The sequence below is a fragment of the Comamonas humi genome (assembly GCF_054782535.1).
Genome location: NZ_BAAGSH010000002.1, coordinates 389324 through 415507, shown reverse-complemented (window position 1 = coordinate 415507; position 26184 = coordinate 389324). Strand labels below are relative to the sequence as shown.

The window sequence follows — 26184 nt, the reverse complement described above, 5'->3', positions numbered from 1 at the left end:
CCCCCAGTCGGTCAGCGGGCCGGCGGCACCAGGATGGTGGGCGCGGCGGGCGCGGCCAGCGCGGGCCAGTCGCGGCTGTAGTGCAGGCCGCGGCTTTCGCGGCGCAGCTGCGCGCTCTTCACGATCAGCTCGGCCACCTGCACCAGGTTGCGCAGCTCCAGCAGGTCGCGGCTGACCTGGAAGTGGGCGTAGAACTCGGCGATCTCGCTTTGCAGCAGCGCGATGCGGTGCGCGGCGCGCTCCAGCCGCTTGTCGGTGCGCACGATGCCCACGTAGTCCCACATGAAGCGGCGCAGCTCGTCCCAGTTGTGCGAGATGACGACGCACTCGTCGGCATCGGTCACGCGGCTGTCGTCCCAGCGCGGCAGCTCGGGCAGGGCGGCCGGCTGGTCCGCCGCGATGTGGGCGGCCGCGGCGCGCGCGAACACCATGCATTCGAGCAGCGAGTTGCTGGCCAGGCGGTTGGCGCCGTGCAGGCCGGTGCAGGCGGTCTCGCCGATGGCGTAGAGGCCGGGCACGTCGGTGCGGCCGGCCAGGTCGGTCAGCACGCCGCCGCAGGTGTAGTGCGCGGCCGGCACCACGGGAATGGGCTCGCGGGTGATGTCGATGCCGAGGTCTGCGCAGCGCGCCAGGATGTTGGGGAAGTGCTCGCGCAGGAACTCGGGGCTCTGGTGCGAGATGTCGAGGTGCACGCAGTCCAGGCCGTGCTTCTTCATCTCGAAGTCGATGGCGCGGGCCACCACGTCGCGCGGCGCCAGCTCGGCGCGCTCGTCGTGCCGGGGCATGAAGCGCGTGCTGTCGGGCAGCTTGAGCTGCCCGCCCTCGCCGCGCACGGCCTCGCTGATGAGGAAGCTCTTGGCCTCGGGGTGGTACAGGCAGGTGGGGTGGAACTGGATGAACTCCAGGTTCGCCACGCGGCAGCCCGCGCGCCACGCGGCGGCGATGCCGTCGCCGGTGGCGGTGTCGGGGTTGGTGGTGTAGAGGTAGACCTTGCCCGCGCCGCCGGTGGCCAGGATGGTGTGCGGCGCACGCAGCGTGATGACCTCGTCCGTGGCTTCGTCCAGCGCATACAGGCCCAGGCAGCGCTGCGGGCCGCTGCCGATCTTGCGCGCGGTGATCAGGTCCACCAGTGTGTGCTGCTCGAAGAGGGTGATGCCGGGCGTGGCGCGCACGGTGTCTATCAGCGTGCGCTGCACGGCCGCGCCGGTGGCGTCGGTGGCATGCACGATGCGCCGGGCGCTGTGGCCGCCTTCGCGCGTGAGGTGCAGCTCGCCGTCTTCCAGCGAGAACGGCACGCCCAGGCCCTGCAGCCAGCGGATGGCGTCGGGCGCGTTCTCGACCACGAAGCGCGTGGCGGCCAGGTCGCACAGGCCGGCGCCGGCGACCAGGGTGTCTTGCACATGGTCGTCGAAGCTGTCGCCCTCGGCCAGCACGGCGGCGATGCCGCCCTGGGCCCAGCCGCTGGCGCCGTCGCCTACGCCGCGTTTGGTGAGGACAGCCACGCGGTGCGTGGGGGCGAGCTGCAGCGCCGCGGACAGGCCCGCGAGGCCGCTGCCCACGATGAGAACGTCGAAATCGTGCGATCGCATGGGAGTGGGTTATGGATATTTATGGAAAGTGCGAAGGCGCGGTGGTGGGCGGGTCAGCGGCCGTTGCCGCTGCGCCGCTGCGCGTCGTAGGCATCGACGATGCGCGCGACCAGCGGGTGGCGCACCACGTCGACGCTGGCAAAGCGGCTCACGGCGATGCCGTTGACGCGCTTCAGGACGTGCTCGGCATCGATCAGGCCGCTCATCGCGCCCTTGGGCAGGTCGATCTGGCTCACGTCGCCGGTGACCACGGCCTTGGCGCCGAAGCCGATGCGGGTGAGGAACATCTTCATCTGCTCGGGCGTGGTGTTCTGCGCCTCGTCGAGGATGATGAAGGCGTTGTTCAGCGTGCGCCCGCGCATGAAGGCCAGCGGCGCGATCTCGATGGCGTTGCGTTCGAAGGCCTTCTGCACCTTGTCGAAGCCCATCAGGTCGTAGAGCGCGTCGTACAGCGGGCGCAGGTACGGGTCCACCTTTTGCGACAGGTCGCCGGGCAGGAAGCCCAGGCGCTCGCCGGCTTCCACTGCCGGGCGCGTGAGCACGATGCGCTGCACGCTGCCGCGCTCGAGCGCGTCCACCGCGCAGGCCACGGCGAGGTAGGTCTTGCCGGTGCCGGCCGGGCCGATGCCGAAGGTGATGTCGTGCGTGGCGATGTTGTCCAGGTACAGCGCCTGGTTGGGCGTGCGTGCGCGCAGGTCGCCGCGGCGGGTGTTGAGCACCACGGCCTCGCCGGCCGCCTCCAGCATGGCGCTGTCGCCGGCCAGCATGAGCTGGATGTGTTCGTCGCTGACCGGATCGTCCGCCATCTCGTACAGCGCCTGCAGCAGTTCCAGCGCCTCGTTCGCCTTGGCCTTGGGGCCGTCGATCTTGAACTGCTCGTGGCGATGGGCGATCTTGACCTCGAGATGGGATTCGATCTGCCGCAGGTGGGCATCGGCCGGGCCGCACAGATGGCTCAGGCGGTTGTTGTCGTGCGGAGTGAAGGTATGGCGCAGAATCACGCGGGTTTCATCCAAAAATCGGTATGCTGTGCGGCGGATGCCTCCGTTGCGGGGGCGACGAATTTACAGGAAAGTCAACAATGATAGGCCGTTTGAGCGGAACCCTGGTCGAGAAAAATCCCCCCGAAGTGCTGGTGGATTGCCAGGGCGTGGGCTATGAAGTTCAGGTGCCGATGAGCACTTTCTATAACCTGCCGTCGGTGGGCGACCCGGTGACGCTGCTCACCCAGTTCATCGTGCGCGAGGATGCGCAGCTGCTGTATGGCTTTGGCTCGGCGTCGGAGCGGCAGACTTTCCGCGAGCTGATCAAGATTTCCGGGGTGGGGCCGCGCACGGCGCTGTCCATCCTGAGCGGCATGGGCGTGGGTGATCTGGCACAGGCCGTGTCGCTGCAGGAGGCCGGCCGCCTGGTGAAGGTGCCCGGCATCGGCAAGAAGACGGCCGAGCGCCTGCTGCTGGAGCTCAAGGGCAAGCTCGGCGCCGACATGGGGGCCAAGGCCGTGGCGGTGAGCGACGCGCAGGCGGATATCCTGCAGGCGCTGGTGGCCCTGGGCTATAGCGACAAGGACGCCGGCGCGGCGCTGAAGGCGCTGCCGGCCGACATCGGCGTGGCCGACGGCATCAAGCAAGCCCTGAAAGCACTGGCAAAATAACGAGCGGCTATCTCAGCAGTAACCTTGATGGAGAGCAAGACATGAACTGGTGGACACAGAACAAGCGCCTCGGCACCTGGTGCGCGGTGGCGGCAGCGGCGGCCGTGCTGGCAGCCTGCGGCGGCGGCTCCGACGATGGGGACAACGGCACTCCCCCTGTCGGCCCGACGACCTATGTGCTGGATTCGGTGGTCTTGCCCGCGTCGGCCATCAAGAGCACTGCAGCGCTGTCCGAGGCCGTCCGGCCCGCGGCCGCCACGCTGGTGCTGCCGGAGTGGAGCGAGGCCAAGCAGGCACCGGTCTCGCTGCCAGGCATGCCGATGCAGATCGGCGCGCCGCGCTCGGTGCCCGCCACGCAGACGGCGGGCGGCACCTCGCAGACCCTGCAGTGGACCCAGGCGCCCGGCGGCGGCCAGGTGGCGGCGCTCAGCATCACCTCGTCCGGCGCCTACGGCGTGCGCCTGGGCGTGGTAGTGACCAGCCTGCCCGATGCGGCGCAGATCCGCCTGTACCGCCAGGACCGCAGCCAGACCGGCTTCCAGACCACGGGCCAGGCCATCAACGAGGCCCTGGCTCGCAACGTGGCCGCCGATGGCGACAGCCAGGCGGCCCGCACCTGGTGGTCGCCCGACCTGGAGGCCGACGAGGTGACGTTGGAGATCGCCCTGCCCGCGGGCGTGTCGCCGGCGCAGGTGCAGATCGCCATCCCGACGCTGTCGCACACCTATGTGAACCTGGCGCTGCCGCTCGAGTCCGACCTGCAGGACGGCTTCGCCGCCAAGAACGTGGGCGATTCCGGCAGGTGCGAGCTGGACGCCAGCTGCGCCGACCAGTACAACACCGAGCGCAATGCCGTGGCGCGCATGACCTTCGTGGGCGCGAACGGTGGCTCGTTCTACTGCACCGGCACGCTGCTGAACAACACCAAGAAGGACTACGCGCCGTACTTCCTGTCGGCCAACCACTGCATCTCGACGCAGGCCTCGGCCACGTCGCTGCGCACGGACTGGTTCTTCCGTTCGGCCAGCTGCAACAGCGCTGCGCGCAATCCCCTGGCCGCCACGCGCCAGCAGGGCGCCACGCTGCTGTATGCCACCTCGGTGACCGACACCACGCTGATGCGCCTGAATGAAATGCCTCCTGTCGGCGTGACGCTGGCCGGCTGGGATGCCCGCAGTTCCACCGGCCAGGGCACGGGCACCTACGGCCTGCACCATCCGGTGGGCGATCTGCTGAAGTACAGCGAAGGCCCGATCCAGAGCTATGCCAAGTGCAACGTGGGCGGCGAAGGCATCTCCTGCAGCGCGGGCGATTCCCAGAGCGACTTCTATGTGGTGAAGTGGAGCAAGGGCGTGACCGAGGGCGGCAGCAGCGGCTCGGCCATCTTCACCGGCGGCCGCGTGGTCGGCACCTTGACGGGTGGCAGCAGCGCTTGCACGGCGGGCGGCGTGGCGAACGGCGGCATCGATGCCTATGGCCGCTTCGACCATGCCTTCAACAACAAGCTGAAGGACTGGTTGGCGCAGTAACACGCCCAGACACCTATCGGCCAAAAGCCCGGGGCGGATGCCCCGGGCTTTTTTTCATGGTCAGCTGCCATTGGTTTTGCGCACTTGCACGGCGGCTGCGATGGGACTACCCTATCGACGAGCCTGTGCCGCTGCGCGTGGCGCGGCTCGTGGTTTCTGCTTGTGTTCGTAGCGCTGACGACCTGCAGACAGACAGGGGAGGGGGCCGGGAGTCGGCATATCGCAAAGGAGACGACGATGCGATATGTTCCATGGATACCTCGAAGGGCAAGGGGCGGTGTCGTTCGCGACGCCGGGTTCTCTTGGTGCGGCCTGGTCTGGCTCGCACTGGCGCTGACCCTGTGGGCAGCCCCAGCCGGAGCGGCTTCGCGATTGGGCGCGCTCACCATGCCGGGTGCGGACGGCGCTGGCGTGCCGCCGTCTACCGCGGTGCAGCGGGTGCCGCCGGCTTCGGTTTCGCTGTGGTCCCTGAAGCAGCAGGAAGCAGCCGGGCCAGCAGATGCACCTGCTGGCGTGGAGCTGTTGGGCGTGGCGCGGGGCGTGCCGGAAACGGCCGATGTGGCGCGCACGCAAGCGCTGTTGCCGTGGGTCCGGCTGCCGGACGGGCGCTGGTCCGCGGCCTTGCGGTTCGCTTCGGCGCAGGCCCATGGCCTCCGTCTGGGGGTGCGCATCGAGGCCATGCCGGCCAAGGCGCTGGTGCGCGTGTTTGCTGCCCAGGCGCAGGAGCCGACTTACGAGGCTGACGGCGCCACGGTGTTGGCCGCAGCCGCCGGTACCGGAGTCTGGTGGAGCCCGGATGCCGGGGGCGATGCGGTCGAGCTGCAATGGGTGCTGCCGCCGGGCGTGCCGCCCGAGGCACTGCGCATGGCCGTTCCCAGCCTCTCGCACATCGTCCGCGATGCCTCTCCAGACCCCGCGGCATCGGACACGACCTGGGGCCTGGCGAAATCGCAATCCACCGAATGCGTACAGGACGCCATGTGCTCCGACCGGGTTCCCCGGGTGCGCAACGCCGTGGTGCGGATGGCCTTTGTGATCGATGGCAATACCTATGGGTGCACGGGTGTGCTGGTCAACAACGCCCGGCAGGACTGGACACCCTATGTGCTGACGGCGGGACACTGCGTCCATGACCAGGCGGTGGCCTCCACCTTGCAGATGTCCTGGTTCTACCAGGCACAGTCCTGCGACAGCATGGTGCTGAATCCAGCCAGCACCTCGACCTACAACGGCGCAGACTGGCTGGCCACGAGCGCTGAAAGCGACATGACGCTGCTGCGGCTGCATGACGCCCCCCCCGTCGGTGCCGTGTTTGCCGGCTGGGAGCGCGCGGCGGTGCCGGCCGGCTCGGAGCTGGTGGGCCTGCACCATCCGCGCGGGACCTTGCTCAAGGTCAATACCATGGCCTTGCTGGAGACGGCGCAATGCTCGGTGTCCTATGGACCTCCCAGCGGCGTTGCCTGCCAGCCGGGCGCGGCGGACGGTGGGTTCTACCGGGCCGAGATGGAGAGCGGAAGCATCGAGCCGGGGAGCAGCGGCTCTCCCGTGTTCCATGGCGACAGCGTGGTAGGGACCTTGACCGGAGGCGACTTCTTCTGCCCCATGGGGGGGGTGCGCGTCCTCTACGGCCGGCTGGACCGCGCGCTGCAGACCACCTTTGCCGCGTGGCTGGAGGGCGAGACGGTGGCCCTGGCAAGCACGGCCGTGAGCCTGGCGGTGCCGACGCGGATGCCGGTGTACCAGTTCTACCTGCCGATGTCGGGCGCCAATTTCTTCACCATCGAATCCAGCGAGCGCGATTTCGTGATCGAGGTGCTGCAAGGTGTGCTGGAGTACCAGGGGGTAGCGTTCTATGCCAGTGCGGTTCCGGCCAGCGGGCTGGTGCCGGTGTACCGCTTTTTCCATCCCGACAAGGTGGCTCACTTCTACACGGCCAGTGCGGACGAGAAGGCCTCTCTGGAGAGTGCGGGCGCCGGCTGGCGCTATGAGCGCATTGCCTGGTATGTGCCGGCTTCGGCGCTCGCTGACACGGCCGAGGTATTCCGCCTGTATGACCACGGCAAAGGCGTGAGTTACTACACGCTCAATGCCACCGAGCGCGACTGGCTGCAGAGGCCGGGGGGCGGTTTCGAGTACAACGGCGTCGCGTATTATGTGTGGCCTGCGCCTGCCTTCCCGCCATGACGATCCACACCGACCACTTCGACGTTCCTGCTGCTCCCCGCCCCTCCGACCAACGCGTCATCGCCCCGAATCCCATGTCCGCGCAGGAGGAGGCGCTGGAGCGCGCGCTGCGCCCCAAGCTGCTCGATGAATACGTGGGTCAGGCCAAGGCGCGCGAGCAGCTCGAGATCTTCATCGGCGCGGCGAAGAAGCGCGGCGAGGCGCTGGACCATGTGCTGCTGTTCGGCCCGCCGGGCCTGGGCAAGACCACGCTGAGCCACATCATCGCCGCCGAGTTGGGCGTGAACCTGCGCCAGACCAGCGGGCCGGTGCTCGAGAAACCCAAGGACCTAGCGGCGCTGCTGACCAACCTGGAGCGCAACGATGTGCTCTTCATCGACGAGATCCACCGCCTGTCGCCGGTGGTCGAAGAGATCCTCTACCCGGCGCTGGAGGACTACCAGATCGACATCATGATCGGCGAGGGCCCCGCGGCGCGCAGCATCAAGCTCGACCTGCAGCCCTTCACGCTGGTGGGCGCGACGACCCGCGCGGGCATGCTCACCAACCCGCTGCGCGACCGCTTCGGCATCGTCGCGCGGCTGGAGTTCTACACGCCCCAGGAGCTGGCGCGCATCGTGATGCGCAGCGCCGGCCTGCTGAACACGCCCATCGACGAGGAAGGCGGCTTCGAGATCGCGCGCCGCTCGCGCGGCACGCCGCGCATCGCCAACCGGCTGCTGCGGCGCGTGCGCGACTATGCCGACGTCAAGGGAAACGGGCGCATCACGCTGGACATGGCCAGCCGCGCGTTGGCGATGCTGGACGTGGACCCGCAGGGCTTCGACGTGATGGACCGCAAGCTTCTGGAGGCGGTGGTGCACCGCTTCGACGGCGGGCCGGTGGGACTGGACAACATCGCCGCCAGCATCGGCGAGGAGCCGGGCACGATCGAGGACGTGATCGAGCCTTATCTGATCCAGCAGGGCTTCCTGCAGCGCACGCCGCGCGGGCGGGTGGCCACGCAGGCCGCTTATCGCCACCTGGGGCTGACGGTCGGTGAACGCGGTGGCAATGGGGGCGCTGGCCAGCCAGAGTTGCTGTAGCCGATCAGTGCTTCAGCGCCGTGGCGCCCATGTGGGCGCAGAGGTAGTCCCAGCCGTCCTGGATGACGGCGCGGCGCCCGGTGGACTTGCGCGTCATCAGGCAGATGCGCCGTGACAGCTGCGGCGAGCGCAGCGCCAGCGTGACCACGCCTTCCGGGCGGTGGCTCTGGGCATACAGGCGCGAGAGCAGGCCAATGCGCAGGCCGCTGCGCACCATGGCGTAGAGCGACTCGGTGTACGCCACGGTTTCCATCTGCATCAGGCCCACGCCCTGTTGCTCGAGCATGTGCGAGATCATCTGGTGGGTGCTGCCGTGCGACAGCATGGCCAGCGGCTCGCTGCGCAGGTCGGACCACTGCAGCGCGCTGCGCTGCGCCAGCGGGTGGCCGGCGGGCACCACGGCGATGATGTCGTCCTCGGCCACGAAATGCGTTTCCAGCGACGAGGGCACGGTGAAGTCCAGGCCCAGGCCGATGTCGATCTCGCCGCTTTGCGTGGCGGCGACCATGGCCTCGTTGTTCATGTCGCTCCAGTGCAGCAGCACCATGGGGTGCTCTTCCTGCCATTGGGCGATCCAGGGGGCGGCCAGGTGGGCTGACGAGGGAATGCAAGCGATGCGCAGCGTGTCGGTCTGGTACTTCAGCAGCTGCTGCAGGTCCTGCACGCCCTGCTGGTAGTTGTTCAGCATCCACTCTACTTGAGTGCGGATGGCTTCGCCGGCGGGGCTCAGACGCACATGGTGGGTGCTGCGGTCGAACAGCGTCGCGCCCATCACCGATTCCAGCTCCCGGATCGCCGAGGACAGCGCCGGCTGGCTCATGGCCAGGGCCACCGCTGCACGGCTGAAGCTGCGATGCGCCGCGACTTCCTTGAAGCAGGCCAGTTGCCGCAAGGTGGGCGTGGGTGGCTGCTGTGCGGACGCGGTTGGGGGTGTGATGTCGGAGGGCGCTTGCTTTTTCATGGGCGAGCCACGGAGGTTACGTGATATGTATTTTTATCATCATAGTTGAATAGCTAATTGTGTAAAGCTATTGATGAGAGATTTCAGGGCCTCTGACAATTCTTGATGGTCGAAAAAGGGCCGCTTCAGGCGGCCTGTTCGTCGAGGCCGGGCGCTTCGAGGTGGCGGGCATCCGCCCAGCCCACCAGGGTCAATCCGGTGTCGGGCGTCCACAACAGGCGGTTGATGGCGGCATTGCCCAAGGCCCAGGTGCGCGGGGCCTGCAGCGGCTGGCGCGTGGCCAGCCGGTAGAGCATGTCGAGCAGGCCGCCATGGGCCACCAGCGCGATCTGCTGGCCCGGATGGCGTACGGCCAGGCGGTCGACGGCGGCCGATGCACGTTGTTGCAATGTCTGCAGCGATTCGCCTTCGGGCGGCGTGTAGTCCGGGTCGCGCTGGCGCCAGCGCGTGGCGTCGTCGGGGTGGCTGACCGCGATGTCGGCAAAGCTGCGGCCCTCGAAGATGCCGAAGCTGCGTTCGCGCAGCGCGGGCTCGGCGGTGAGCGGCGCCCGGTTGCTGGCGGCGATGGCCTGGGCCGTCACCCAGGCGCGGCTCAGGTCACTGCTGTAGATGGCGGCCAACGGCTCATCGGCCAGGGCCGCGGCCACCTGGCCGGCCTGCCATTCGCCTTTGGCGTTCAGCGGAATGTCGGTGTGGCCCTGGATGCGGCCATCGACGTTCCAGGCGGTTTCGCCATGCCGTATGGCGATGATGCGGGTGGGCGACTGCATGGCGCTGAGGCGCAGGTTCAGAGCAGGGACTTGGCGTTGTCGAGCACCAGGTCGCAGGCCTTTTCCTTGAGGCTGCTCTTGACCTTGTCGAGGCTGAAGCTCTGCCCGTTCGAGCCGGTGACCAGGCCGCCCAGGCCGTTCTGGTAGCCGGCGTCCTTGGGCTCTTCCTTGGGGCCCATGCCGATCTTGCCGAGCAGCTGGTCCTTCATCTGCGCGGCCTTGTCGGGGTTCAGGTAGTTGTTCTTCATGCAGTAGCTGAGCACGCCGGCGGCGTTGCTGGCCGTGCCGGAGCCGGTGAGGCCACCCAGGCCCAGCGCGGAGGCGCCGCCGCCGAGGCTGCCGAGCACCGACGAGCCTTCGGCGCTGCCCGAGCTACCGCCGAATTGCGAGGCCTTGTCGCGCAGGGTGTCGCTCAGGCCCGAGGCCTGCGCGCCGAGCACGGTGGCGCCCAGCAGCAGCGAGAGGGCAAGTTTCTTCATGGCATCTTCCTTTGTCGTCGTCCAGGTCGGGGGACGTTAGCACGCCAGGGGGCGCGCGACTGTATACGATTGCAAACCCCGCGCGGGGGCCGCGTCACTTGGCAGGAGCAGGCGCGGCGGGCGCCGGCGCGGGTTCCTGCGTGGCGGCGCGCACGGTGCGCGGGCCCTGCGGCGGCTGCGGGAAGCCGTTGAGCGCCGAGTCGAACAGCATGCGGTAGATGACGTTGTCGTCCGCCCAGATGTCCTCGTAGACGGCCGAGGTTTCGTAGACCACCTGCTGGGTCTTGAAGTCGCGCATGGTGAGCTGCACGGCGCGGTAGTGCAGCGACGGGCCCATGTCGCGCATCATGAAGCCGCCGCCCCAGCCGCGGCCGTAGCCCAGCCCCCAGCCCCAGCCGGGCCCGGCGTAGGGCGAGTTGTAGTAGCGCCAGCTGTCGGGAATGTAGCGGGCCTGGGCGCCGATCTGCATCACCAGCGCGCCGGCGGCGTCGTCGCGCGTGAGGCCCACGCCGGCGAGCGACTGCTCGGCTTGGCGCTCGATGGGCGCGAAGGCGGCCGCTTGCTCCTGCTGCGACGGCAGCATCTGCAGCCGGTAGGTGGCGGGCGCGGGCAGGGCTTGCAGCGTGGAGTAGCTCTGCACCCGGCTTTCGACGGTGTGCACGCTGGAGCAGCCGGCCAGCAGGGCGGCGCACGCGACCAGCAACGCGGTGGCGGTACGGTGGGTGGATCGCATGGGATGCTCCTTTTAAAGGAGCTGTTGGCGCTTGTTGTGTAAGGATTTCAAATCATTTTGATATTGAAATGCTTGTGTGGCAAGCGCCAGCAGCTACGTTTTTTGATCAATCCAGCTGGATGATCTGCATGCCCGGCAGGCTGGGCGCGACGGGGAACTCCTCGGCGTCGAAGGCCTTGTCGCCGTTCTCGTCGGGGATGCCGGTGGCGCGGGCGTTCTGGAAATCGTACAGCTGGTTGTCCGCCAGGTGGGTGGGAATGACATTCTGCAGCGCGTGGAACATGTTGTTCACGCGGCCGGGGTACTTGCGGTCCCACTCGCGCAGCATCTCGCCCACCTGCTGGCGCTGCAGGTTCTCCTGGCTGCCGCAGAGGTTGCAGGGGATGATGGGGAAGTCGCGGTACTGCGCCCAGCGCTCGGTGTCCTTCTCGGCGATGTAGGCCAGCGGGCGGATCACCACGTGCTTGCCGTCGTCGCTGACCAGCTTGGGCGGCATGGCCTTCATGATGCCGCCGAAGAACATGTTCAGCATCAGCGTCTGCACGATGTCGTCGCGGTGGTGGCCCAGCGCCACCTTGTTGCAGCCCAACTCGTCGGCCACGCGGTAGAGGATGGCGCGGCGCAGGCGCGAGCACAGTCCGCAGGTGGTCTTGCCCTCGGGCACCACGCGCTTGACGACGCTGTAGGTGTCCTGGTTCTCGATGTGGAAGGGCACGCCGGTGCTGCGCAGGTACTCGGGCAGCACGTGCTCGGGGAAGCCGGGCTGCTTCTGGTCGAGGTTGACGGCCACCAGGTCGAACTTGATCGGCGCGCGCTGGCGCAGCTTGATCAATATGTCGAGCAGGGTGTAGCTGTCCTTGCCGCCCGACATGCAGACCATGACCTTGTCGCCGTCCTCGATCATGTTGTAGTCGCCGATGGCGCGGGCCACCTCGCGGCACAGGCGCTTTTCGAGCTTGTGGTTCTCGCGCTGGATCTTCAGGCGCTTGGCGCCCGAGTCGGCTGCGGTTTCCGCGGGTTCGTCGTCGCCCAGGTTCCAGGCGTTGGGGGTCAGGTTGTTGAGTACGGCGCTCATAGGGTCACCATTGTCCGGTTTCGATGCGAATGGCCACTTCGCAGTCGTCAAAGATTTCTAATTTGGCAATTTTCACGCGCACGCCGCGCACGCCCGGCAGCTGCAGCAGGCGCTGGGCCAGCTTGCCGATCAGGCTCTCGAGCAGGTTCACGTGTTCGGCCGTGCATTCGTCGATGATGATCTGGCGCACCTTGCGGTAGTCCAGCACGTGCGTGATGTCATCGTCGTGCGGGGCCAGCGGCTGCTGGCCCAGGCTCAGTTCGGCATCCACCTGGATGGGCTGGGGCCGCTGCTTCTCGTGCGCGAGTATGCCGAGGTTGGCGTCAAAGCGCAGGCCGTTCAGCGTCAGGGTTTGCAACCCGGTGTCGAAAGTCGTCATCGCCGTACTCTTGTGCCCAGGGGGCTTACATCATCGAAAAATCGCGGTCGAACCGCATCAGGTGCTGGCCCCCGTCCACCAGCAGCGTGGTGCCGGTGATGGCCGGGTTCTCCAGCGCGAAGCGCACGGCCGATGCCACGTCCTCGGGCGTGGACGAGCGGCCCAGCGGGCTCATGCGGTGCAGCTGCGCGAACTTGTCCTCGCTCAGGAACTCGCTGGTCAGCGTCAGCCCCGGGGCCACGCCCACCACGCGCAGGCGCGGCGCCAGCGCCTGCGCCAGCAGGGTGTTCGCGGCCTCGAGCGCGGCCTTGCTGAGCGTGTAGCTCACGAAGTCCGGGTTCATGTTCCACAGCTTCTGGTCCAGCAGGTTCACCACCGCGCCCGTGGCGTTGCGCGACTCCAGGTGCTGGTGCAGGGCCTGCGCCAGCACGATGGGCGCGCCGGTGTTGCTGCGCAGGTGGCGCGCGAGCGCGTCGTAGCCGAAGTCGGCCACGCCGTCGTGCTCGAACAGCGAGGCGCTGTTGACCACCGCGTCCACCGCGCCGAAATGCGCCGCCACCCGGGGCAGCAGCGCGCGCGTCGCCGCCTCGTCCTGGAAGTCGGCATCGAAATGGCCGCTCACGCCCGACAGGGCTGCGCATTCAGCTGCGGTTTGCATAGCATCCGCCGCAGAACCCCGGTAGTGCACCGCCACCTGCCAGCCCTGGCGGGCCAGCTCGAGCGCGATGGCCCGGCCCAGGCGCCGTGCGGCGCCCGTGACGAGCACGGTGCGGGGAGATGCGGTGGTGGAAGCCATCGGCAATGCGGGAGAAAGCGACAATAGGGGGGTGAATACCGAACCCGATAGTTTAACGACCGCGCTCGCCGCGCGCATCGCCAAGGCCATTGACGCCAACGGCGGCTGGCTGCCCTTCGACGAGTTCATGCGCCTGGCGCTGTACGAGCCGGGCCTGGGCTACTACGCCAACGAGCGCGCCAAATTCGGCGCCATGCCCTCGTCGGGCAGCGATTTCGTCACCGCGCCCGAGCTGTCGCCCGTCTTCGGGCAGCTGCTGGCCGCCCAGGTGGCCGAGGCGCTGCAGCGCACCCAGACCGACGAGGTCTGGGAGTTTGGCGCCGGCTCCGGCGCGCTGGCCGAGCAGCTGCTGTCCACGCTGGGCGACGCCTGCCGCCGCTACACCATCGTCGACCTGTCGGGCACGCTGCGCGCGCGCCAGCAGGCACGGCTGGCCGCGTTTGGCGACCGGGTGCGCTGGGTGGCCGAGCTGCCGGCGCAGATGCAGGGCGTGGTCGTGGGCAACGAGGTGCTCGATGCCATGCCGGTCAAGCTGCTGGTGCGCAAAGCGGGCGAATGGCACGAGCGTGGCGTGGTGGTGCAGGGCGAGGGCTTTGCCTGGAGCGACCGGCCCAGCGCGCTGCGCCCGCCGGCCGAGCCCGAGCTGCCGCCCGAAGCCGAGTACCTGACCGAGATCCACCCGCAGGCCGAGGCCTTCGTCGCCACGCTGGGCGAGCGCCTTGCGCGCGGGGCGCTGCTGCTGGTCGACTACGGCTTCGGCGAGGCCGAGTACTACCACCCGCAGCGCCACATGGGCACCCTGGTCTGCCACCACCTGCACCAGGTGGACGCCGACCCGCTGGCGCTGGTGGGCCACAAGGACATCACCGCCCACGTCAACTTCACCGGCATCGCCGTCGCGGCGCAGGATGCGGGCCTCGACGTGCTGGGCTACACCACGCAGGCGCACCTGCTGATCAATTGCGGCTTGTTGCAAAAACTGGAACTGCTCCCACAGACAGAGCGCGCCGCTGCCGCCAAACTGATGATGGAGCAGGAGATGGGCGAGCTGTTCAAGGCCATCCTGCTCGCCAAGGGCGTAGCGCCATGGGCCGCGCTGGGTTTCGAACGGGGAGATCGCACGCACCGCCTCTAGCGCGGTGGCACAGGAGACTGGATGAAGGCATGCATCGATATCGGCGGCACCAAGGTGGCGGTCAGCCTGGCGGATGGAGCGGGCGGCCAGCCCATCGGCCGCCGCGCCGAGCCCACGGCCACCACGGGCGACCGGGGAGCGCTGGTCCGGCAGGTGCTGCGGCTGGTGCAGGAAGTCTGCGCTGCCCAGGGCGTGGCCGAGGAGCAGGTCACGCAGGCGGGCGTGTCGTCCTGCGGGCCCTTCCTCCATGTGGCCGGCCGCATCGAGGTGGCCAACCCCAACATCTGCGGCGGCCTGGCGGGCCCCGCGCGCGGGCTGCCGAACGACTGGACCTCGGTGCCGCTCGAAGCGCCGCTGGCCGAGCGCTTTGCACAGCTGCGTATCGAGAACGACGCCGTCGCCGCGCTGGAGGCCGAGCGCCTGTGGGGCGCGCTGCAGGGCGTGCCGCACTGCGCCTACGTGACCTGGAGCACCGGCGTGGGCGCGGGCCTGTGCGTGGACGGGCGCATCCTGCGCGGCAAGAACGGCAACGCCGGCCATGCCGGCCACACCTTCGCCAGCGATGACCCGGTGGGCCTGCTGTGCGGCTGCGGCAACTGGGGCGACGTGGAGGCGCTGGTGGCCGGCAACGCGGTGCAGCGGCGCTTTGCCGAGCGAGGCTGGGCCGACGCGGCGGCGCTGATGCAGGCCGCGAGCGGCGGCGACAAGGCTGCATTGGCCGTGGTGGACGAGCTGTGCCGCGTGCTGGGCCGCATGCTCTACAACCTGGTGGCGCTGCTTGATCTGCAGCGCATCAGCCTGGGTGGGGCGGTCTTCCTGCACAACCGTGGGCTGCTGCTGCCGCGGTTGCAGGGTGAGGTTTCCCGGCACCTACCCGCGTTGACCGACGGCGTGCAACTGGTTCCGGCCGGCCTGGGTTTGGCGGTAGGCGACTATGCCGCGATGGCCTTGGTGCACGGATAAAGGATCTCTTCCAACGCTTTGGCGTGTTGGTTGGCAGAGGCCGGGGTTTCGGCCCGGCGGCCGACCTACTTTTCTTGCTCGCGCAAGAAAAGTAGGCAAAAGAAGCGCGCCCTGCTGTCTGCGACCCCAACGCCAAGGCGTTGGGGCAACCTGTGGCGTGACGTTTGCGGGGTGCGCCGTGGAACTCGACTCCGCGCCGAAGGCGCTGCGCTCGGACATCCCCGGCGAGTCAGATGACGAAGCATGCGCGCTCCGACGCGCATGCCCACCCCGCAAACGCCACGCCACAGGCGCAGCCAGAAGGGGTGGGGAGACTATCCGGGCCATCGCTGCGCTCGGCTTCTATCAAAAAGGATAGCTAGCTGCGCTTGCTGCATAAGCGCTAAATGCCAATTTGGCTCAAATGCCAGCCAGGTGCGCCCGATCCGCATCATCCCCCGCCTGTTCCAGCGCCTGCAGGAACGCCTGGCGCCACCAGTGCACATCCTGCTCGCGGATGCGTGCGAGCAGCTTCTGGTGGCGGCGCTGGCGCTCGGCCAGCGGCATCTGCAGCGCGGTCTGGATGCTGTCGGCCATGCCCTGGGTGTCGTAGGGATTGACCAGCAGCGCCTCCTTGAGCTGCTCGGCCGCGCCCGCAAAGCGCGACAGCACCAGCACGCCGGGGTCCTCCGGGTCCTGCGCCACCACGAACTCCTTGGCCACCAGGTTCATGCCGTCGCGCAGCGGCGTCACCAGGCCCACGGCCGCGGCGCGGCACAGGCCCGGCACGCGCTTGCGCGCCACCGTGCGGTGGATGTAGCGCAGAGGCATCCAGTCCAGCTCGCCGTAGTCGCCGTTGATGGCGCCGCACAGGCCTTCCAGCTCCTGGCGCAGGTCGGCATAGGCGTGCACGCTGTCGCGCGACGGCGAGGCGATCATCACCAGCGTGGCGCTGCGCTCGTTCTCGGGGTAGCGCTGCAGCAGTTCGCGGAAGGCGCGCACGCGCTGCGGAATGCCCTTGGAGTAATCCAGCCGGTCTATGCCCAGCAGCAGGCGGCGGCGCGAGTATTCGCTGCGCATGCTCTCGCAGGTTTCCACCGCCTCGGCGGCGTGCGTCAGGCGCGTGAATTCGTCCACGTCGATGCCGATGGGAAAGGCCTGCACCTGCACCGTGGCGCCGAAGGCGCGCAGGCGCTGCCCGCCGGGCTCCGGCGCGCCCAGCTCCTGCGCCCCGGCCTCGTTGCCCAGGTAGCGCGTGAAGTGCGACACATCGGCCTCGCTCTGCAGGCCCACCAGGTCGTAGGCGAAGAACGAGCGCATCAGCCAGTCGTGCTGCGGAATGGCGGCCATGATGAGCGGCGGCGGCACGGGGATGTGCAGGAAGAAACCCATGCGCTGGCGGCAGCCCAGCGCGCGCAGCTCGGCCGCCAGCGGGATCAGGTGGTAGTCGTGCACCCAGAGGATGTCGTCGTCGCGCAGCAGCGGCATCAGCTTGCGCGCGAACATCTGGTTCACGCGCCGGTAGCCGGCGATGTAGCTGGCGTTGAAATCCGCCAGGTCGAGCCGGTAGTGGAACACCGGCCACAGCACGCTGTTGGCGTAGCCGAGGTAGTAGCTCTCGTGGTCTTCGCGGCACAGGTCGACGGTGGCCAGCGTCACGTTGCCGGCCTGGCGCGTGCGCAGCGCGCCTTCGCCGCTGGCGCCGCCCTCGGTGACGGTGCCGCTCCAGCCGAACCACAGGCCGCCGGTGCGCTGCAGCGCATCGCCCAGCGCCACGGCCAGGCCGCCCGCCGCGCTCTTGCGCGGATCGGCCAGCCGGTTCGATACAACGACCAGACGGCCCATGTCAGATCACCTGTTCCCAGGGGCCGGACAGGCGCATCGCGGCGTTGATGATGCCGACCATCGAATAGGTCTGCGGAAAGTTGCCCCACATCTCGCCGGTCTGCGCATGCGTGTCCTCCGACAGCAGGCCCAGCGGGTTGCGCGCGGCCAGCATGGCCTCGAAGATCTCGCGTGCCTCGTCCTTGCGGCCGATGGCCGCGAGTGCGTTGACGCGCCAGAAGGTGCAGATGTTGAAGCTGGTCTCGGGCTTGCCGAAGTCGTCGGCGGCCTCGTAGCGGCGCATGAAGTGGCCATCGCACAGCGTGGCCTCCAGCGCATCCACGGTGCTGACGAAGCGCGGGTCCATCGGGTCGACCAGGCCCACCTCGGCCATCAGCAGCACGCTAGCGTCCAGCTCGCTGCCGCCGAAGCTCTCGGCGAAGGCCTGGCGCTGCGCGTTCCATGATTTGGCGAGGATCTCGGCCTGCATGCGCTCGGCGTGGGCGTGCCAGTACACGGCACGCTCGGGCAGGCGCAGCGCGATGGCAATCTTGGACAGTCGGTCGCAGGCGGCCCAGCTCATCAGCGCCGACGAGGTGTGGATGCGTGCGCGTGTGCGCAGCTCCCACATGCCGGCGTCGGGCTGGCCGTACACGCGCACCGCCAGCTCGCCGATCTGCTCCAACCGCGCGAACTCGGCGCTGCCCGCCGGGTGCAGCAGGCGCCGGTCGTGGAAGGCCTGCGCCGCGCCCAGGATGATGTTGCCGTACACGTCGTGCTGGAAATGCTCTGCCGCCTGGTTGCCCACGCGCACCGGCCCCATGCCGCGGTAGCCGGCGAGCTGCGGCACCAGCGCCTCGGGCAGCTCGCGCTCCAGCCCTATGCCGTACAGCGGCTGGATGTGGCCGCTGCCGGTCTCCACCACCACGTTGGTCAGCCAGCGCAGGTAGTCCTCCATGGTGGCGGTCTCGGACAGGCTGTTGAGCGCGCGCACGACGAAGAAGGCGTCGCGCAGCCAGCAGAAGCGGTAGTCCCAGTTGCGGCCGCTGTCGGGAGACTCGGGGATGCTCGTGGTCATCGCGGCGACGATGGCGCCGGTGTCCTCGAACAGCGAGAGCTTGAGCGTGATGGCCGCGCGGATCACCGCGCTCTGCCACTCCAGCGGTATGGCCAGGCGCTGCGTCCAGTGCCGCCAGTACGACAGCGTCTCCTGCTCGAACAGCCGCGCCGTGTCGGCGATGCCGGCGAGCAGGGTCTCGTCGGCGCCCAGCAGCAGGTTGTGCTCGCGCCCCACCACGAAGGGCTGGCCCGACAGCACATAGGCCACCGGCACATCGGTGTTCAGCCGCAGCGTCAGGTGCTCGCCCACGTAGCGGATGTGGTTGCTGCCCCGGGTGATGGTGGGCGTGGCGCTGCCCCATTCGTAGCGCACATCGAGCCGCACGCGGATGCGCGGCGAGCCCTGCACGGGCCGCAGGCGGCGCACCAGCGTCATTGGGCGGAAGTAGCGCGAGCGCGAGTAGAAGCGCGGCGCGAAGTCGGTGATCTCGAGGCTGTTGCCGTCGGTGTCGGTGAGCAGCGTGCGCAGCACGGCGGTATTGGGCTCGTACCACTGGCGGGTCGAGGCCAGGTTCTCGATCTCGATGGCGAAGCTGCTGCCTTCGGGGCCGGGCTGGACCAGTGCGTTGAAGACCGGGTCGCCGTCGAAGCGCGGCAGGCAGCACCAGACGATGCGCGCCTGCGCGTCCACCAGCGCGCTGATGGAGCAGTTGCCGATGATGCCCAGATCCAGCGAGGGCGCGGCCGGGCTGCCGAATGCGTCATTCATGCCATCTCCTCCACGGCCTGGCGCAGCCAGGCGCGCACCTGGGCGGGGCCGTCGAGCCGCGCCAGCGCGAGCGTCGGGCCCGCACCGACCTTCACGCCCAGGCCGCCGTATTCCTGCACCGCGGCAAAGCCGGTCTCGTCGGTCACGTCGTCGCCGATGAAGACCGGCACGCGGCCCGCGAACGGCGCGCGGCGCATGAAGTCGCCGATCGCGCGGCCCTTGCTGGCCCAGGCGGGCTTCAGCTCCAGCACGCAGCGGCCCTGCATCAGCTCGGTGCCCGGCGCCAGCGGCTGCAGCTGCGTGAGCGTGCGGTGGCACCAGGCTTCGAGCTGTGGCGCCTGGCGGTAGTGCAGCGCCAGGCTGCGGGGCTTGGTCTCCAGCACCAGGGCCGGGTGCTGCGCCAGCAGCGGGCGCAGCGCGGCGAGCACCGGCGCCAGGTCGGGCTCGGCAACGGGCGCGCTGGCGCCGCTGTCCGCGCCCAGGCGGTACCAGGCGCCATGCTCGCTGGCCAGCGGCAGGCGTAGCGGCGCGAGAAAGCCGTCGATGGCGGCCGCGGTGCGGCCGGTGACGATGGCCAGCGCGCCGTCCAGGTGCTGGTGCAGGCTGCGCAACAGGGGGGCGACCTCGGGCAGGACTTGTACCGCATCGGGCTGCGCGGCAATGTCGGCCAGGGTGCCATCGAAATCCAGGAACAGCGCGTGGCGCGCTGTCAGCGAAGGCACGATTTGCATGGGAACACCATAGCCGCTGCGTGGCGCGCGCCTTGTAGGCCAAGGCCCATCATCGCTTTTTGCATAAGCAAGGCTGTTTTCGTTCGTTGGCAGGAACGGCGGCGGTTTCTACAGTGCAGCCATGGTTTGACACCGCCGAAAGGAAAGCACCATGTCCGCACTGTTCTCCACCGCTATCGCCGGCGCCCGGGCAGCCACGCTGGCCTCGCGTGCCCTGGCGCACAAGCCCTGGCTGCCGGCCGCGCGGGCGGTGCAGGACTGGAGCGAGGACACGGCCCAGTCCTTCGAGCTGCGCACACCCGCCGGCGCGCAGCGCCTGGGCGCCGAGGTGCTGGGCGCCGACCTGGGTCGCCCGCTGGCGCCCGAAGACTTCGCGCAGCTGCACCGCGCCCACCTTGCGCACAGCGTGGTCGTGTACCGCGACCAGCGCATCACGCCCGCCGAGCACGTGGCCTTCAGCCGCCGCTTCGGGCCGCTGCAGCGCCATGTGCTGCGCAACTTCAAGCTGCCCGGGCACGACGAGGTGCTGATCGTCTCCAACATCCGCGAGAACGGCCAGCCCATCGGCCTCGGCGATGCCGGGCATTTCTGGCACTCCGACCTGTCGTACAAGGAGCGCCCCGCGCTCGGCTCGCTGCTGCATGCGCAGGAGCTGCCCGAGGAGGGCGGCGACACCCTGTTCGCCGACCAGCACGCCGCCTACGAGGCGCTGCCCGCCGAGGTGAAGGCGCGGCTGTCGGGCCTGCAGGCCGAGCACAGCTACCTGCTGCGCTACGAGGAGCTGCGCCAGCGCAACCCCTTCCGCCCGCAGCTCAGCGCCGAGCAGGTCGCCGAGGTGCCGCCGGCCGTGCACCCGGTGGTGCGCACCCACCCCGAGACCGGGCGCAAGGCCTTGTTCGTGAGCGAGCATTTCACCACCCGCATCCTGGGCCTGAGCGAGCGCGACAGCGCCGACCTGCTGGCCTATCTGTTCGCGCACAGCACGCTGCCGCGCTTTGTCTACCGCCACCGCTGGCAGGCGCACGACCTGCTGTTCTGGGACAACCGCTCGGTGCTGCACCTGGCCAGCAATGTGCCCGAGGGACAGCGCCGCAAGCTCTACCGCACGACCATCGAAGGCGACGTGCCGGCGTGACCGGCGCGAGGAGCAAGCATGCAGCAATTGTTGGTACGCATCTGGTTGGCGCGTTGTTGGTGTCGATAGGGCATTCATCTGTCTCCTTGCCCTTTACGGCCCCCGGTGGGGTCATTCCCGCCGGGGGCGCTTTTTTTCCAGGATCTTCACCATGACCACTCTCTACCGCACCACCATCGCTTCCATCCGCCCCGCAGAGCCCGCCCGCCGGCCCCTGAGCCGCCGCGCGGCCATCGTCCTCAGTGCCACCGCCGCGCTGTGGGGCCTGTCCGCCGGCGCGGCCCAGGCCGCCGAAGGGCAGCTGCGCATCGCGCAGCAGTACGGCATCGTCTACCTGCTGCTCAATGTGGCGCAGGACCAGCAACTGATCGAGAAACACGGCAAGGCCCAGGGCGTGGACATCAAGGTCGACTTCCTGCAGTTCTCCGGCGGCCCGGCGGTGAACGACGCGCTGCTGTCGGGCAACGTGGACATCGCCGGTGCCGGCGTGGCGCCGCTGTTCACGCTGTGGGACCGCACGCGCGGCCGCCAGAACGTGCGGGGCGTGGCGTCGCTGGGCAACTTCCCGTACTACCTGGTCAGCAACAACCCGAAGGTGAAGTCGATTGTCGACTTCAGCGAGCAGGACCGCATCGCCACGCCCGCCGTCGGCGTGTCGGTGCAGTCGCGGGTGCTGCAGTACGCCTCGGCCAAGCTCTGGGGCGACAAGGACTACCAGCGCCTCGACAAGCTGCAGGTGGCGCTGCCGCACCCCGATGCGGCGGCGGCCATCGTCAAGGGCGGCACCGAGGTGTCGGCGCACTTCGGCAACCCGCCGTACCAGGAGCTGGAGCTGGCCGGCAACCCCAACTCGCGCATCGTGCTCAACTCGTACGACGTGCTGGGCGGCCCGGCCTCGTCCACCGTGCTCTACACCACCGAGAAATTCCGCCACGAAAGCCCCAAGACCTACCGCGCCTTCGTCGATGCGCTGGCCGAGTCGGCGCAGTTCATCCAGGCCCAGCCCGAGAAGGCGGTGGACATCTTTATCAAGGCCAACAACAGCAAGGTCGACCGCGAGCTGCTGCTCAAGATCGTGAAGAACCCGCAGGTGCAGTTCACCATCCAGCCGCAGAACACCGTGGGCCTGGGGCAGTTCCTGCAGCGCGTGGGCGTGATCAAGAACCGGCCCGAGGCGGTGAAGGACTATTTCTTCGACGACGCGCGCGTCATCTCGGGGAGTTGACATGCGTTTCGTACCCTTGGGCAACGACTGGGATGCCGCGATCTGGGACACGGCCGGCAGCCCGCTGGCGTTCGAGTCCCTGGCCCAGCCTTTGCTGAATCGGTTCCAGCGCAAGGCGCCGCAGGCCCCAACCGCGCCGCGCCCGGCTGCGCATGAGGCGCCGCTGCTGGAGGTGGCCGGTGCCAGCATCGACTACGCGCTGCCCGACCGCGTGGTGCGCGCCACGCACGAGGTGAACCTGCAGGTGCACGAGGCCGAGCGCCTGGTGCTGCTGGGTGCGTCGGGCTGCGGCAAGTCCAGCCTGCTCAAGGCCATGGCCGGCCTGGTGCCGCTGGCCGGCGGCGAGATCCGCCTGCACGGCCGGCCGGTGCGCCAGCCGGGGCCCGACCGGGTGATGGTGTTCCAGGAGTTCGACCAGCTGCCGCCGTGGAAGACGGTGCGCGAGAACGTGATGTTCCCGCTGCTCGCATCGCGCAGCGCGGGCCGCGCCGAGGCGCGCGAGCGGGCCGAGCTCTACCTCGCCAAGGTGGGGCTGGCGCGCTTTGCCGATGCCTACCCGCACCAGCTCTCGGGCGGCATGAAGCAGCGCGTGGCCATTGCCCGCGCGCTGGCCATGCACCCGCAGGTGCTGCTGATGGACGAGCCCTTCGCCGCGCTCGATGCGCTCACCCGCCGCCGCATGCAGGAGGAGCTGTTGGCGCTGTGGGACGAGCTGCGCTTCACGCTGGTCTTCGTCACCCACTCCATCGAGGAGGCGCTGGTGGTGGGCAGCCGCGTCGCCATTCTCTCGCCGCACCCCGGCCGCCTGCGCGCCGAGGTCAACGCCCATGCCTTCGACCTGGCCAGCAGCGGCAGCCCCGCCTTCCAGGCCGCGCACCAGCGCATCCATGCGCTTCTGTTCGACGAGCCGCAGTCAGAGATTGATGCTCCTGAAATAATAGCTAATGGCGCTCATTCAGCAAGCGCTGGAGGCCAAAATGGCTTGAAACTGAGAAAGGCGGCCTGAGCATGACCTCCCTCGCGCTGAAAACGCCGCCCATCCGCCCCGAGGCCGAATACGCCATCGCCCCCGCGCCCGCGCAGCTGCAGGCGCGCCCGGTGCCGCTGGCGGGGCGCCTCGCGCAGCACACCGGCCTGCGCCGGGCGCTGGTCCTGCTGCTGCTCGCCGTGCTGTGGGAGATCGTCGCCCGCTGGCAGGACAACGACCTGCTGCTGCCCACCTTCGGCCAGACGGCGAAAGCGCTGGTGCAGGACCTGGCCAGCGGCGAGCTGCTGGCCAAGACCGCGATCTCGCTGGCCGTGCTGCTCAAGGGCTATGCGCTGGGCGTGGTGCTGGCGCTGGCCTTCACGGTGCTGGCCGTGGCCAGCAGCTGGGGGCGCGACCTGCTGTCCACGCTGACCGCCATGTTCAACCCGCTGCCGGCGATCGCGCTGCTGCCGCTGGCGCTGCTGTGGCTGGGCCTGGGGCAGGGCAGCCTGATCCTGGTGCTGGTGCATTCGGTGCTGTGGCCGCTGGCGCTCAATACCTACGCGGGCTTCCAGGCCGTGCCCGAGACGCTGCGCATGGCCGGGCGCAACTACGGGCTGCGCGGCGTGCGCTACGTGGTGCAGATCCTGGTGCCGGCGGCGCTGCCGTCCATCCTGTCGGGGTTGAAGATCGGCTGGGCCTTCGCCTGGCGCACGCTGATCGCGGCCGAGCTGGTGTTCGGCGCCTCGTCGGGCAAGGGTGGCCTGGGCTGGTACATCTTCCAGAGCCGCAACGAGCTGTACACCGACAAGGTCTTCGCCGGGCTGGCCCTGGTCATCATCATCGGCCTGCTGGTCGAGACGCTGGGCTTCCACACGCTGGAGCGGCTGACGGTGCGGCGCTGGGGGGCGCAGCGCTAAGTCGGGTGCGATGGTCGCCGGCTGTCCGCCTTTCCTCGACAATAGGCACGGTATATGGCCATGGACGCTTGGTGCGCATGGCCTTCCTGCAGTCATCGAGGAGGAGAGGACCATGACACCAACTGCCCCGGACGAGGCGAACGCCCCGCCCAGCGACCTACCAACTGACGCCGCCGCGGCCGACGCCGCGGCGCGTCCGCGCATCACCATGACGGCGCCGGTGGTGGTGCCGGCGCTGCTGGTACTGGCGCTGCTGCTGGTGTTCTGCGGCCTGGCGCCCCAGCGGGCCGACACGCTTTTTTCGGGCGCCCAGAAATGGGTGGTGGGCCACTTCGACTGGCTGTATGCGCTGGCGGTGACGGCCTTCCTGCTGTTCCTGGTGTTCATCGCGGCCAGCCGGTTCGGCGATATCCGCCTGGGCGCGGACGACGCGAAGCCCGAGTTCAGCTTTGTCTCGTGGACGGCCATGCTCTTTGCGGCCGGCATGGGCATCGGGCTGATGTACTTCGGCGTGGGCGAGCCCATGCAGCACTTCCTCAAGCCCCCCACGCAGCTGCCCGGCACGCCGGCCGCGGCCCGCGAGGCGATGGAGTCCACCTTCTTCCACTGGGGCTTCCACGCCTGGGCGGTGTACGGCACCATGGGCCTGGTGCTGGCGTATTTCGGCTTCCGCTACAACCTGCCGCTGACCATGCGCTCGGGCCTGTACCCGCTGCTCAAGCACCGCATCAACGGGCCGATCGGCCATGGCGTCGATGCCTTCGCGCTGGTCGGCACCATCGCCGGCATTGCCACCACGCTGGGCTACGGCGCGCTGCAGCTCGCGGCGGGCATCCAGTCCGTCACCGGCATGGACACCTCGACCGCGGGCTTCCGCCTGGGCGTGATCGTGGTCGTCGTGGGGCTGGCCGGGCTGTCCGCCGTCTCGGGCCTGGACAAGGGCGTGCGGCGGCTGAGCGAGCTCAACCTGTCGCTGTCCTTCGTGCTGCTGGCCTTCGTCGTCATCGCCGGGCCCACGCTGTTTCTGGCGCGGGTGCTGAGCGAGAACATCGGCCTGTACCTGTCGAACCTGGTGAGCCTGTCGTTCCGCACCTTTGCCTACGAGCCGGCCCGCGAGGCGTCCTGGTTCGGCGGCTGGACCATCCTGTACTGGGCTTGGTGGATCTCCTGGGCGCCCTTCGTGGGCATGTTCATCGCCCGCATCTCGCGCGGGCGCACCATCCGCCAGTTCATCATCGGCGTGCTGCTGGTGCCGTCGGCTTTCAACCTGCTGTGGATGACCGCCTTCGGCAACAGCGCGATCTGGATCGACACGCACGTGGCCCAGGGCGCGCTGGCGCAGACCGCTGGCAATGTGGACGCGCTGCTGTTCCGCTTCTTCGAATACCTGCCCTGGGCCAAGGCCGTGTCGTGGCTGGCGATCGTGCTGATCGCGGTGTTCTTCGTGACCTCGGCCGACTCGGGCGCCTTCGTGGTCGACAGCATCGCGTCGCGCGGCCATGCCCACTCGCCCGTGTGGCAACGCCTGTTCTGGGCCGGGGTGCTGGGGGTGACGGCCGCGGTGCTGCTGCTGGCGGGCGGCCTGGGCGCGCTGCAGGCCGTGACGCTGGTGGCGGCGCTGCCGGTGGCGCTCATCATGCTGGCGCTGTGCTATGGGCTGTGGGCGGGCCTGCAGGCGGACCGCGCGCACTTCACGCAGGAGCTGGCGCCCGCCACCAGCTTCTGGAGCGGCCAGCACTGGCGCAAGCGGCTGGAGCAGATCGTGCACCAGCCCTCGCGCGACGACGTGCGCGGCTTCCTCGCGGCCACCGTGCTGCCGGCCATGCGCGAGGTGCAGGCCGAGATGCAGCGGCGCGGCGTACAGGCCCTGGTGGCCGACGACATGGCGGGCGACGGCGAGGCGCGCCTGACGGTGCCCGTCGACGGCATGCGCGACTTCGTCTACGGCGTGCGCAACACCCGGCGCGTGGCGCCCACGTTCGCGGTGGGCGAGGCCTCCGGCGAGGAGGAGCGCCGCCATGCCTACGAGCCGCTGACCTTCTTCGAGGACGGGCGCCTGGGCTACGACGTGCAGTACCTGCGCGCCGAGGAGCTGATCGCCGACATCCTGCGCCACTACGAGCGCTACCTGTCGCTGAGCGCGGACCGCCGCACGCAGCTGCTCAACTGCGCGCCGGGGCACACCGACCCGATCGCCTGAGGGAAGCCGGCCCGCCGTGGGCCGGCTGGCGATACACTGGCGG

The 26184-nt window shown here is 69.0% G+C and carries 23 protein-coding genes; 11 read left to right on the top strand and 12 right to left on the bottom strand.

Annotation, left to right across the window (positions count from 1 at the left end):
• Positions 1-11: 11 nt before the first annotated feature.
• Both nadB and ACYVKR_RS02270 read right to left on the bottom strand, forming a co-directional pair.
• Positions 12-1589, bottom strand: coding sequence for an L-aspartate oxidase (nadB, locus tag ACYVKR_RS02275; RefSeq protein WP_460479098.1), 1578 nt, complete (start codon positions 1587-1589; stop codon positions 12-14).
• 53 nt (positions 1590-1642) lie between these two features.
• The gene (locus ACYVKR_RS02270; RefSeq protein ID WP_460479097.1) at positions 1643-2590 is read right to left on the bottom strand and encodes a PhoH family protein; all 948 of its coding nucleotides are present in this window, start codon (positions 2588-2590) and stop codon (positions 1643-1645) included.
• A gap of 80 nt (positions 2591-2670) precedes the next feature.
• Here ACYVKR_RS02270 and ruvA point away from each other — a divergent pair, with 80 nt between their 5' ends.
• The 4 genes from ruvA (at position 2671) to ruvB (ending at position 8041) form a co-directional block, all read left to right on the top strand.
• Positions 2671-3243 carry a Holliday junction ATP-dependent DNA helicase RuvA gene (ruvA, locus tag ACYVKR_RS02265; RefSeq protein ID WP_460479095.1) on the top strand — a complete coding sequence of 191 codons (573 nt, stop codon included), beginning with the start codon at positions 2671-2673 and terminating at the stop codon, positions 3241-3243.
• A gap of 41 nt (positions 3244-3284) precedes the next feature.
• Entirely contained in the window at positions 3285-4772 is a 1488-nt protein-coding gene (locus ACYVKR_RS02260) for a trypsin-like serine peptidase (protein WP_460479094.1), read from the top strand.
• A 372-nt stretch (positions 4773-5144) separates the two neighbouring features.
• Positions 5145-6956, top strand: a complete 1812-nt coding sequence (locus ACYVKR_RS02255; RefSeq protein ID WP_460479093.1) for a trypsin-like peptidase domain-containing protein — start codon at positions 5145-5147, stop codon at positions 6954-6956.
• Positions 6953-8041, top strand: coding sequence for a Holliday junction branch migration DNA helicase RuvB (ruvB, locus tag ACYVKR_RS02250; RefSeq protein ID WP_460479091.1), 1089 nt, complete (start codon positions 6953-6955; stop codon positions 8039-8041). Before ACYVKR_RS02255 ends, ruvB begins: the two co-directional genes overlap by 4 nt.
• A gap of 4 nt (positions 8042-8045) precedes the next feature.
• On the opposite strand, the gene ACYVKR_RS02245 is transcribed toward ruvB, so the two are convergent.
• The 7 genes from ACYVKR_RS02245 to ACYVKR_RS02215 all read right to left on the bottom strand — a co-directional run bounded on the left by ACYVKR_RS02245 (position 8046) and on the right by ACYVKR_RS02215 (position 13234).
• The gene (locus tag ACYVKR_RS02245) at positions 8046-9002 is read right to left on the bottom strand and encodes a LysR family transcriptional regulator (protein ID WP_460479090.1); all 957 of its coding nucleotides are present in this window, start codon (positions 9000-9002) and stop codon (positions 8046-8048) included.
• Positions 9003-9127: 125 nt separating this feature from the next.
• Positions 9128-9772, bottom strand: coding sequence for a histidine phosphatase family protein (locus ACYVKR_RS02240; RefSeq protein WP_460479088.1), 645 nt, complete (start codon positions 9770-9772; stop codon positions 9128-9130).
• Positions 9773-9789: 17 nt separating this feature from the next.
• A complete protein-coding gene (locus ACYVKR_RS02235) occupies positions 9790-10251 on the bottom strand; it encodes a YjjA family protein (protein WP_460479087.1) in 462 nt (153 codons plus the stop codon).
• A 94-nt stretch (positions 10252-10345) separates the two neighbouring features.
• Positions 10346-10984: a DUF4136 domain-containing protein gene (locus ACYVKR_RS02230; protein WP_460479085.1), complete on the bottom strand. Its 639-nt coding sequence runs from the start codon at positions 10982-10984 to the stop codon at positions 10346-10348.
• A gap of 106 nt (positions 10985-11090) precedes the next feature.
• Complete coding sequence (gene ttcA / locus ACYVKR_RS02225) at positions 11091-12059, bottom strand: tRNA 2-thiocytidine(32) synthetase TtcA (RefSeq protein WP_460479084.1); 969 nt, start codon at positions 12057-12059, stop codon at positions 11091-11093.
• Positions 12060-12063: 4 nt separating this feature from the next.
• Positions 12064-12438, bottom strand: a complete 375-nt coding sequence (locus ACYVKR_RS02220; RefSeq protein ID WP_460479083.1) for a dihydroneopterin aldolase — start codon at positions 12436-12438, stop codon at positions 12064-12066.
• A 25-nt stretch (positions 12439-12463) separates the two neighbouring features.
• Positions 12464-13234, bottom strand: a complete 771-nt coding sequence (locus ACYVKR_RS02215; RefSeq protein WP_460479082.1) for an SDR family oxidoreductase — start codon at positions 13232-13234, stop codon at positions 12464-12466.
• Positions 13235-13265: 31 nt separating this feature from the next.
• Between ACYVKR_RS02215 and ACYVKR_RS02210 the strand changes: the two genes are divergently transcribed.
• Both ACYVKR_RS02210 and ACYVKR_RS02205 read left to right on the top strand, forming a co-directional pair.
• Positions 13266-14369: a class I SAM-dependent methyltransferase gene (locus tag ACYVKR_RS02210; protein WP_460479081.1), complete on the top strand. Its 1104-nt coding sequence runs from the start codon at positions 13266-13268 to the stop codon at positions 14367-14369.
• A gap of 21 nt (positions 14370-14390) precedes the next feature.
• The gene (locus ACYVKR_RS02205) at positions 14391-15332 is read left to right on the top strand and encodes an ROK family protein (protein WP_460479080.1); all 942 of its coding nucleotides are present in this window, start codon (positions 14391-14393) and stop codon (positions 15330-15332) included.
• Between the two features lie 399 nt (positions 15333-15731).
• Here ACYVKR_RS02205 and otsA read toward each other — a convergent pair whose 3' ends face one another.
• Genes otsA through otsB form a run of 3 tightly spaced genes read right to left on the bottom strand, consistent with a single transcriptional unit; the run spans position 15732 to position 19694 of the window.
• The gene (gene otsA / locus ACYVKR_RS02200) at positions 15732-17156 is read right to left on the bottom strand and encodes an alpha,alpha-trehalose-phosphate synthase (UDP-forming) (protein ID WP_460479079.1); all 1425 of its coding nucleotides are present in this window, start codon (positions 17154-17156) and stop codon (positions 15732-15734) included.
• 1 nt (position 17157) lies between these two features.
• On the bottom strand, positions 17158-18963 hold the full coding sequence (locus tag ACYVKR_RS02195; protein WP_460479077.1) for a glycoside hydrolase family 15 protein: 1806 nt from the start codon (positions 18961-18963) through the stop codon (positions 17158-17160).
• On the bottom strand, positions 18960-19694 hold the full coding sequence (gene otsB / locus ACYVKR_RS02190; RefSeq protein ID WP_460479076.1) for a trehalose-phosphatase: 735 nt from the start codon (positions 19692-19694) through the stop codon (positions 18960-18962). Before otsB ends, ACYVKR_RS02195 begins: the two co-directional genes overlap by 4 nt.
• Positions 19695-19845: 151 nt before the next feature.
• Between otsB and ACYVKR_RS02185 the strand changes: the two genes are divergently transcribed.
• The 5 genes from ACYVKR_RS02185 (at position 19846) to ACYVKR_RS02165 (ending at position 26141) form a co-directional block, all read left to right on the top strand.
• Positions 19846-20829 carry a TauD/TfdA dioxygenase family protein gene (locus tag ACYVKR_RS02185; protein WP_460479075.1) on the top strand — a complete coding sequence of 328 codons (984 nt, stop codon included), beginning with the start codon at positions 19846-19848 and terminating at the stop codon, positions 20827-20829.
• A 151-nt stretch (positions 20830-20980) separates the two neighbouring features.
• A complete protein-coding gene (locus tag ACYVKR_RS02180; RefSeq protein ID WP_460479074.1) occupies positions 20981-22054 on the top strand; it encodes an ABC transporter substrate-binding protein in 1074 nt (357 codons plus the stop codon).
• Between the two features lies 1 nt (position 22055).
• Positions 22056-23060 (top strand): ABC transporter ATP-binding protein, encoded by a 1005-nt coding sequence (locus ACYVKR_RS02175; protein WP_460479073.1) that lies wholly within the window; start codon positions 22056-22058, stop codon positions 23058-23060.
• Between the two features lie 2 nt (positions 23061-23062).
• The gene (locus ACYVKR_RS02170) at positions 23063-23941 is read left to right on the top strand and encodes an ABC transporter permease (RefSeq protein ID WP_460479072.1); all 879 of its coding nucleotides are present in this window, start codon (positions 23063-23065) and stop codon (positions 23939-23941) included.
• 208 nt (positions 23942-24149) lie between these two features.
• Positions 24150-26141: a BCCT family transporter gene (locus ACYVKR_RS02165; protein WP_460479122.1), complete on the top strand. Its 1992-nt coding sequence runs from the start codon at positions 24150-24152 to the stop codon at positions 26139-26141.
• Positions 26142-26184: the final 43 nt, after the last annotated feature.